Below are 8,633 nucleotides of genomic sequence, written 5' to 3' on the forward strand. Positions count from 1 at the left end.
GTCCTCGCACGTGCCGACCTCCACCGGCCCCACCGAGACCTCCTCCGGGACCGATACGGCCGGAAGCGGAGTGGCGAGAGGATCACGGCGGGGGACCGCCGCCGGGCACGCCGCCCGCACGCTCACGATGCCCTGCCTCTCCCCGCCTCCTGCTGCGGCCTCGTCCCTGGTGCCGGCCCAGCGACCCGCCCCGCACGCCGCGACCCGCCTCGTACCTTCGCCCCCGGCCGGACTACCGGCGAGTGACGAGGTCGTGCTGCTCGTCCCCGCGGGGCTGACCCCGGCGGGGAGCGAGGCGCTGCTCCTCGCGGTGACCGCGATCGTCCGCGAACTCGTGGGACCGCGGGCCGGTGAGGGGCCCGGCGGCGGTGCCGGCACCCGCCTGAGGATCGTCACCGACCGGGCACAGGCCGTACTGGACGGGGAGCCGGGTGACCCGGGGGCCGCCGCGCTGCGCGGGCTGGTCCGGGTCCTGGCCTTCGAGCATCCGGAGCTGCGAGCCTGCCTGGTGGACGTCGACGACACGGAGTCGCTCCTGACGGAGCTGGCGGCCGACGAGCCGGCCGACGAGCCGGACGATGAGCCGGACGATGAGGTCGCCTGGCGCTTCGGCATCCGGTACACCGCCCGTCTCGCCGCCGTACCCGACCTGGCGGGCGGCCCTGACCCCGGCGCCGGTGCCGGCGCGGCCCACGGGGCCGGCACGGTCGGGCGGCGCAGGGCGACGCCGGTGGTACGGCGCGGCGGGGGATACCTGATCACCGGAGGGTACGGCGGCCTGGGGCTGGTCGTGGCCCGCTGGCTGGCCGAGCGGGGCGCGGGGCGGATCGTGCTCGGCGGGCGGTCGGGGCCGTCCGCCGAGGGGGCCGCCGAGATCGAGCGGCTGCGCGAGCTGGGCGTCGACGTCCAGGTGGTGACCGGCGACCTGGCCGCGCCGGGGGTCGCCGTACGGCTGGTCAGGGCCGTGATCGACGGAGGGGTGTGGCTCCGTGGCGTGGTGCACGCGGCGGGCGTGCTGGACGACCGCCTCGTCGTCGACGTGGGCTCGCCGGACCTGCACCGGGTCTGGTCGGCCAAGGTCCACGGTGGCCTGGCACTGCACCAGGCGACCAGGCACGCGAGCCTGGACTGGTGGGTGGCGTTCTCCTCGGCGGCCGCGCTGCTCGGCTCGCCCGGACAGGCCGCCTACGCGGCGGCGAACGCCTGGCTGGACGCGCTCTGCGACCTGCGCAGGTCCGAGGGACTGCCGGGAACGACGATCAACTGGGGCACCTGGGCCGAGGTCGGCGGGGCGAGCCAGGCGGCGCCGCCCGCCGTCTCGCCCATCACGCCCGGCGAGGGAGTCGAGGCGCTGGAGGCACTTCTCGCCGCCGAGGCGGACGCGGCGGGCGTGCTGCGGCTGGACGTGGCGACCGCCGTCGAGCTGTTCCCCGGCATCGCGCGCATGCCGTACTTCGCCGACCTGGCGGGCGCGGGGGCGAGCGCCGGAGGCCGGGCGGGTGCCGAGGCCCTGGCCGACATGGAGCCGGGCAGGGCCGTCGAGATCGTGGTCGGCAAGATCAGGGAGCGGACGGCGGCGGTGCTGGGGTTCGACGTCGCCTGGCTCCAGGAGGACACGGTGCTCACCGAGGCGGGCCTCGACTCGCTGGCGGCCACCCGGCTGCGCGGCACGATCGAGCACGACTTCGGGGTGGTGGTGCCCGCCGCGCCGATGCTGCAGGGGGCGACCCTCGGGGACGTGGCCATGGCCGTCGCCGCGGAGCTCGGCCTGCGCGGCACGGCGGCCCCGGCCCGCCAGGTGGAGCCGAGGGACGCGGCGGAGCGGCAGGTCGTCGCCGCGCTCACCCGGATACTCGGGCGCGAGCCGGGGGTGACCGAGGAGATTCCCGAGGACGTCCTGCCGGTCCTGCTCGACGTCCTCGGCCGGGAGACGGGCCGTGCGCTCGCCGAGGGCGAGGGCGAGGGCGAGGGCGAACAGGCCGGTCTGCGGACCGGTGCCCAGGTGGCCGACCTGGTACGGGGGATCGACGAGGAGGAGGCCGCCCGTGGCCTCGTCCGCCCGCTCACCCCCGCCGCCCACGCCTACCTGGCGGCCCGCCCTACGGAGGCGGGGGAGCGGGTGCCGCTCTTCCTGGGGCATCCGGCGGGTGGGACCACGGGGGTGTACTCGCTGCTGGCGGGGCTGCTCGGCGCCGAGCAGGTGGTGTTCGGGCTGGAGCGGCCGGCGGACATGGGCGTGTTCGGTCCCGAGGCCGGGGTCGAGGAGCGGGCCGCCCGGTACGTGGAGGAGATCAGGAAGGTGTGCCCCTCCGGCCCCTACCGGCTGGGGGGTTGGTCGTTCGGGGGAATCCTGGCGTTCGAGATCGCGCGGCGGCTCGGGGCGGAGAACGTGGAACTGGTCGCGATGATCGACTCGGGTCTGCCCGACGAGGTCGAGGCGGCGGAGCGGGCGGAGATCGTCGCGCGGCGGTACACGGACTTCGTCGCCTATCTCGACGAGACCTACGGGGTGCGGGTCCGCCTCGCCGGCGAGGAACTGGTGGCCCTGGACGAGGCCGGGCAGCTCGCGCTGGTGGAGGCGCGCGTCGCCGAGTCGGGGGTGCTGGACCTGCTTGGGAAGGCCATCCTGCGGCACCAGATCACCTCGCACGAGGACACCCGGGCGCTGGAGGCGTACCGGGCGGGGAGCTACCCGGGGCGGGTGCTGCTCTACCGCTCGACGGAACCGACCCCGTGGGCCGTGGAGGACGTCCGCTACGCCCATGCCGACGACCCCTCGCGGGGGTTCGGCCCGTTCAGCCCGGCACTGGAGATCGTCACGATCCCCGGTTCGCACCACCTCAACCTGCTCGATCCGCCGCACGTCGAAGTCATCGCCGCTCACCTTGGAGGCCAGGAATGACCCTCGCACAGGCCGTCGTCGACGGCGCCGATCCCGAAGAGCTCGCGCGGCTCGACATTCCCACGACCTTCAGGGCCGCGCACACCCGCAAGGGTGAGGTGGGCATGTTCGGCCGGAGCAGGCACGGCGTGAACGGCGTCGACAAGGACATCACCAGATCCGTCCACGTGGGCGAGGTGCCCATGCCGGAGCTCGGCCCCAACGAGGTGCTGGTCGCCGTCATGGCGAGCGCGATCAACTTCAACACCGTGTGGACGGCCATGTTCGAGCCGATCCCCACCTTCGCCTTCCTGGAGCGGTTCGGGCGCGAGGACCCCCGGCACGACAAGGACTTCCACGTGCTCGGCTCGGACGCCTCCGGGGTGATCGTCCGGATGGGCGCCGCGGTACGGCACTGGAAGATCGGTGACCGGGTCGTCGTCTCGCCCGCCTACGTCGACGAGCAGGACCCGATCAGCCACTCCGACTCCATGCTCGGCTCCGACCTGCGGGCCTGGGGGTTCGAGACCAACTACGGCGGGCTGGCCGAGTTCGCGGTGGTCAAGTCCACCCAGCTGCTGGCCAAGCCCAGGCACCTGACCTGGGAGGAGGCCGCCTGCAACATGCTGTGCGCGTCCACCGCCTACCGCATGCTGGTCAGCGAGCGCGGATCCCGGATGAAGCAGGGCGACGTCGTGCTCATCTGGGGGGCGACCGGCGGGCTCGGCGCGTACGGCGTGCAGCTGGTGAGGAACGGCGGCGGCATCCCGGTGGGCGTCGTCAGCTCCGCGGAGAAGGCGGAGCTGCTCCGCAGGATGGGCTGCGAACACGTGGTGGACCGCTCGCAGTTCGAGCATCTCGACGATGAGAAGGCCTGGCGGAGGTTCGGCGCCGAGGTCCGCCGCCAGGTCGGCGAGGACCCGCACATCGTCTTCGAGCACACCGGTCAGGACACCTTCGGCGCCTCCGTCTACGTCGCGCGGCGCGGTGGCTCGGTCGTCACGTGCGGGTCGTCCAGCGGCTACGACCACGCTTACGACAACCGGCACCTGTGGATGAAGCTCAAGCGGATCGTCGGCTCCCACGGGGCGAACTACCAGGAGTGCCACGAGGTCAACCGGCTGCTCTCGCTGGGCCTGCTGCATCCCACCCTGTCGGCCGTCTACCCGCTCGCCGAGACCGGCGACGCCGCCCGCGCTGTGCAGCTCAACGAGCACGTCGGCAAGGTAGGCGTGCTCGCCCTGGCGCCCACCGAGGACCTCGGCGTCGAGGACCACGCGCTCAGGGAGCGCATCGGCGAGGACCGGCTCAGGCTGTTCCGGGGCCGGTAGGGGCGCCGGTGCGGCGGGAGCGGGCCAGCGCCAGCCCGCCGAGGACCATGGCGATCAGCCCGACCACCAGGGCCACGTAGCCCCCGACTATGCCGTAGCCGGTGCCGGGACCACCGTCGGCGGCGGCCACCACCAGCCCGCCGACGACCGCACCGGCCAGCCCCGCCACCAGGGCCACGATGGCCCCCCTTCGCCCGTTGCCGGTGCCGATACGACCGGTGGAGCGGGCCAGAGCCAGCCCGCCGACGACCACGCCGGCCAGCCCCAGCAGCGCGGCGACCAAGGACCAGAGACGCCCGGTGGTCAAGGTGTAAGCACTGGCGGGGTCCGGCTGGACCAAGACGTGTGCGGCAAGCTCGAAACCTTCGATCAGGGTGGCTCCGGCCACCGCAAGCACAAATCGGACTGACATGAGGTGCTCCTTCTCCTGCTGCGAGTGGACGTCGCCTGATCATGCCCGCCGGACCCACCGCAGGTCGTCCGGCGGACGCAGGCGATTCGCGCTGCCGCCGACGCCGCAGCCGGCTACCGCGGACGCCGCAGGAGCCGCGAAGGTACCGCGTGTGCGGTAGCCGGCCGGTCATCCGCGCGCAGGAGTCGCCCGCGCGGACATCCGGCTAAGGTGCGCGCATGGGTACGGGACGGGCCGGTGTCAAAGATTGGGCGATCGCCGTCTGCGTGGCGGCGACGCTGCTGGTCACCGGGCTGTCCGGGCAGAACTCCGCCACGAACCTCGACCTGTTCGGCTACGCGCTGCTGGTGGCCGGCGGCCTGGTGCTGGCCGTGCGCCGCCGGGCTCCGGTTCCCGTCCTGGCCGTCACCGGGCTGTGCGCGGTGGGTTACCAGGCGACCGGTTTCGACGTGCCTGCCGTTGCGTACCTGTGCGCGGTGTACGCGGCCGTACGGGCGGGACACCGCACCATCACGGTGGCGGTGAGCGTGCTCATGCTGGCCGCTCTCCCCCTCGCGGCCCTGGCCTCGGGGCTGCACGACACGGGCGAGGCGCTCGCGCAGGCCCGAGGCGCCCTGGAGATAGCCTGGCTGATCGCCGCGGGCGCCGCGGGCGAGGCACTGCGGCAGGCCGAGCGGCGGGCGGAGGAAGCCGAGCGCACCCGGGAGGAGACCGCGCGGCGCCGCGCCGATGAGGAGCGGCTGCACATCGCGCGGGAACTGCACGATTCGCTCACCCACCAGATCTCGATCATCAAGGTGCAGGCCGAAGTCGCCGTCCACGTGGCCCGCAGGCGTGGCGAACAGGTGCCGGAGGCCCTGCTGGCGATCCAGCAGGCCGGACGTGAGGCGACCCGGGAACTGCGCGCGACCCTGCAGGCGCTGCGCGAGGACGACACGACCCCGCCGCGTGGGCTCGACCACGTCCCGGAACTGGTGGAACGGGCCCGTAGCATCGGCCTGGACGCGACGCTGACGATCGAAGGGCAACAACACGACGTGCCGGCCGCGGTGAGCCGGACCGTCTACCGGATCGTTCAGGAGTCGCTCACCAACATCGCCCGCCATGCCGCCGCCGCTACCGCGTCGGTCCGGATCGACTGCCGTCCGGACGCCCTCGCGATACGCATCGATGACGACGGCAGGGCCACGCCGGACACCGCCCCGGTGCCCGGCGTCGGGCTGCTCGGGATGCGCGAACGAGTCACCGCCCTCGGCGGCCGGCTGAGCGCGGAGCCACGCAGCGAGGGAGGCTTCACCGTCCAGGCTGAACTTCCCGTGGACCGGACGTCATGATCCGTGTCCTGCTGGTCGACGACCAGCCGCTCCTGCGCAGCGGATTCCGCGCGCTCCTCGACCTGGAGGACGACATCGAGGTGGTGGCCGAGGCCGGCGACGGGATGGAGGGCCTGGCCCTGGCCAGGGAACATCTGCCCGACATCGCGCTCATCGACATCCAGATGCCGGTCGTCGACGGCATCGAGGCGACCCGGCGCATCGCTGCGGACCCGGCCCTGGCCGGGGTGCACGTCGTCATCCTGACCAACTACGGCTTTGACGAATACGTCTTCAACGCGCTGCGCGCCGGCGCAGCCGGATTCCTCGTCAAGGACATCCAGCCGGAGGACTTCCTGCACGCCGTACGCGTCGCCGCGCGCGGCGACGCGCTGCTCGCCCCGTCGATCACCCGCAGGCTCATCGACAGGTACGTCACCCAGCCGCTCGACACCGGCACCGGCACGGGGCTGAAAGAACTGACCAACCGCGAACGCGAGGCCGTCGTCCTGGTCGCGCGGGGCCTGTCCAACGACCAGATCGCCGAGCGCATGGTGATCAGCCCGCAGACTGCGAAAACCCACATCAACCGAGCCATGGCCAAGCTGCACGCCCGTGACCGCGCTCAGCTCGTGATCCTCGCCTACGAATCCGGACTGGTGGCCCCGCGCGGCTCCTGACCTCTCCTCCCCAGGTGATCAGGCCGTTCCGGCGGCGGCGGACTGGCGGGCCCGCAGGACGATCTCCAGCTCGAACCGGACGTCCGGGTCGCTGAGCTGGTCGCCGTACAGCTCCTCCAGTTGCCGCAGGCGGTAGCGCACGGTCTGCGGGTGCACGTGGAGCCTGGCGGCGACCTCCCCGGCACCCCGGCCGTGCCGCAACCACGCCAGCAGCGTCTCCGCCAGCCGGTCCTGCTGGTTGGGCCGCAGATGGGCCAGGGGCGCCAGCCGCACCTTGGTGAGCGCGGTGACCAGTTCCTCGTCCTTGAACACGATCAGCGTGGCCATGTGGTCGGAGCAGCGGAGCAGGCCGCGCTGCTCGGTGAGCACGCCGCGCCTGTGCAGGTCGAGCGCCTCGCGGGCCCAGCGCAGTGAGGTCGCGGCGGCGGCCAGCGGGACTGCGGGACCCACGGCCGCCTTCCAGCCGCGCAGGCTTTTCTCCAGGGTCTGGGCCTGCCCTGGGCCGTCAGGGTCGGGCACGATCAGGCAGGGCCCCGGCCGGTCGAGGCCGGCCAGCACGTCCGGCGGCAGCGAGGGGGGACGGTAACCACCGGGATGCTCCTCCAGCGCGACCCCGGCCACGGTCTTGGGCAGCCGCCATCCGGCGGTCTTGGCCAGGTCGGCGATCGCGTCGGGGGACGCGGCCGGCTGGCTGAGCAGCAGGTCCATCAGCCGGTGGCGGCGGCGCTCGATCTCCCCGGCCGCGCGGACCCTGGCCTCCTCGAACCCTTCGGCCGCGGCGTCGGCCAGCTGGTCGAGATAGACGAAGATGGCCTCCCCCAGGTCGTAGAGGTGCTGTGGGGTGAGGCCGAGTTGCTCGGACTGCTCGGTGAGCCGCCGCCAGGCGACCCGGGCGCCCAGGCGCATCGCGGTCTGCAGGGGGTCGAGGTTGCGGCCCTCGTTGGCCTCGCCGCGCCCGATCGTCCGGAAGACGTCGGGCTCCCACGGCGCGTTGGGGTTCTCGATCCGGTCGACGAACTGGCGCAGGGCCTCGTCCACGGCCAGCCTGATGACCTTGATGTAGTTCGTGTCGGCCGGCCGGGCATACTCGGGGATCCGCGCCGTGATCTCGTCGATCACCTGGTGCGCGACCTGGGCCAGGCCCGGCCTCAGGAGCCTGGCGACGTTGGCCGGAGCCGAACGCCACAGCCGCTGGTCGGGCTGGTCGTGAGATCTCGTTCTTCGGCCGTTCAAGCCGGGGACAGCGATCCGGGTGTGTTCCTTTGTCGCCATGGACCCTCCTGTCGGAGTGCGCCTCAGATTCTCACCTAATTGACACTTTGGACAATTAGCAAACGCTTGTTCTTGTCTCAAATGCAACATGTGATGTCTTCGACGGGAGGGACTGATCGGGGCTGAGCGGTCCCGTGCCTGGCCAAGGGGTACGGGAGGCGGCCGTGAGACCGGTTGCCGGCGGAACCCGAGCCGGCGGGGCGGGCCGGGCCGGTGACGAGGCCGAGGCCGAGGCCGGTCGGGCGCCGGCGGTGGTGGGACCGGACCTGAACGGGGTGCCCGGTTCAGGGTCCGGGCACCCCGATCGGATCAGGTCGGTCAGCCCCTGGTCTGGGCGAGATAGCCGGCGAACTCATCCAGGGAGATGAGGCCGTCACCGTCCTGGTCGATCCTGACGACGGCCGCCGCGGCCGCCTCGGGGGTGATCGGCTGGCCGAGCACCTCCATGAGCCTGGTCAGCTCGGGGACCGAGATGAGGCCGTCACCGTCAACATCGACGATCTTGAAAGTTGTCGCGTAGTCGTCCGCCACGATCGCATCCGCCTTAGGCAGCAGGGAAATCAGACGGCAAGCACACTAGCGGCATTCAGGGTGCCCTTCTCGGCCGAACCCGGAGGATTACCTCTGTCCGGGTACCGCACGGGCAGGGGGCCTTGAGCTTCTTCAGCTGGTTCAGGTTGCCGTTCAGCGCCTGGCCCTCGGCGTCGCCGACGCCGTCCACGCTCTGCTCGGCGGCCACCGGGC

Annotated in this window: 7 protein-coding genes; 4 read left to right on the plus strand and 3 right to left on the minus strand. The window is 72.6% G+C overall.

Annotated features, from left to right (window positions below; genetic code table 11):
• Both ABZ260_RS40025 and ccrA read left to right on the plus strand, forming a co-directional pair.
• Positions 1-2,902: SDR family NAD(P)-dependent oxidoreductase (locus tag ABZ260_RS40025; RefSeq protein WP_355628029.1), on the plus strand; the 2,902-nt coding region annotated here is incomplete at its 5' end.
• Positions 2,899-4,212: a crotonyl-CoA carboxylase/reductase gene (ccrA, locus tag ABZ260_RS40030; RefSeq protein WP_355628031.1), complete on the plus strand. Its 1,314-nt coding sequence runs from the start codon at positions 2,899-2,901 to the stop codon at positions 4,210-4,212. The genes ABZ260_RS40025 and ccrA, both read left to right, overlap by 4 nt.
• On the opposite strand, the gene ABZ260_RS40035 is transcribed toward ccrA, so the two are convergent.
• Positions 4,190-4,624: a DUF6223 family protein gene (locus ABZ260_RS40035; protein ID WP_355628034.1), complete on the minus strand. Its 435-nt coding sequence runs from the start codon at positions 4,622-4,624 to the stop codon at positions 4,190-4,192. The two genes, ccrA and ABZ260_RS40035, sit on opposite strands and share 23 nt — an antisense overlap.
• A 218-nt stretch (positions 4,625-4,842) precedes the next feature.
• On the opposite strand from ABZ260_RS40035, the gene ABZ260_RS40040 reads away from it, so the two are divergent.
• Entirely contained in the window at positions 4,843-5,958 is a 1,116-nt protein-coding gene (locus tag ABZ260_RS40040; protein ID WP_355628036.1) for a histidine kinase, read from the plus strand.
• Complete coding sequence (locus ABZ260_RS40045; protein ID WP_350915792.1) at positions 5,955-6,617, plus strand: response regulator transcription factor; 663 nt, start codon at positions 5,955-5,957, stop codon at positions 6,615-6,617. Before ABZ260_RS40040 ends, ABZ260_RS40045 begins: the two co-directional genes overlap by 4 nt.
• An 18-nt stretch (positions 6,618-6,635) precedes the next feature.
• Here ABZ260_RS40045 and ABZ260_RS40050 read toward each other — a convergent pair whose 3' ends face one another.
• On the minus strand, positions 6,636-7,889 hold the full coding sequence (locus ABZ260_RS40050; RefSeq protein WP_355628040.1) for a helix-turn-helix domain-containing protein: 1,254 nt from the start codon (positions 7,887-7,889) through the stop codon (positions 6,636-6,638).
• Between the two features lie 318 nt (positions 7,890-8,207).
• Complete coding sequence (locus tag ABZ260_RS40055) at positions 8,208-8,420, minus strand: EF-hand domain-containing protein (RefSeq protein WP_355566567.1); 213 nt, start codon at positions 8,418-8,420, stop codon at positions 8,208-8,210.
• Positions 8,421-8,633: the final 213 nt, after the last annotated feature.

Origin of the sequence: Streptosporangium sp. NPDC006013 (assembly GCF_040614275.1) — a bacterium.
Lineage (GTDB): Bacteria > Actinomycetota > Actinomycetes > Streptosporangiales > Streptosporangiaceae > Streptosporangium.